Genomic DNA, 581 nt, shown 5'->3' on the forward strand with positions numbered 1-581 from the left:
GCCCGCTATAAAGGGCCGCTCCAGAAATTTTCAATCGCTCATCGTCCAGCGACGTGTTTCGGGCCTTCGAAACGGCCAAATGTTTTTACCACCAAAAACGAATTTACACAAAATTTTTGACATGTCCCAAAGCAGGGCTTTGAAAGTTCCTGCCGAACTTCGGTTCTCGCCTCGTGCGAGTAAGAAGCAACGTGGGATTCGATGTGGTAGAGCTTCCCGAACAGAGACAGGGCTGTGAGCAGAATCTGGAGACCCGGACTTGGTTCGGGTCTCTCTGTTTCGTCCAGCTGGGCTGCCGCTTCTGCGGCCTCTTCGTCGTTCTCCAGTGTGGTCTTTTCCCACTTCAGGACGTCTGCCTGATACTGCGCGAAGTCTGACCGGACTTTGATGGCTTCGAAGATCTTTCTTCTCGCATGGGCCATACAGTTGAGCTTTCTGCAGGGGCCATAGTAGTTGGCATATGCATAAAGCCCGTCTGTCATAAGGGCATGACGAAAAGAACCGCCAAGGAGGGCGATTACGAACTCCTGTTTCTTGTAAGGGAAAAACTTATAGACAGCCATCTGGTTCTCTTCATAGAT

1 protein-coding gene is annotated in these 581 nt (G+C 50.8%); it reads right to left on the bottom strand.

Going from position 1 to position 581, the window contains the following annotated elements:
* Positions 1-38: 38 nt before the first annotated feature.
* Positions 39-581: IS66 family transposase (locus Afil_RS10710; RefSeq protein WP_230268543.1), on the bottom strand; the 543-nt coding region annotated here is incomplete at its 5' end.

This window comes from Allobaculum fili (assembly GCF_020969955.1).
In the GTDB taxonomy this organism is placed as follows: Bacteria; Bacillota_I; Bacilli_A; order Erysipelotrichales; family Erysipelotrichaceae; genus Allobaculum; species Allobaculum fili.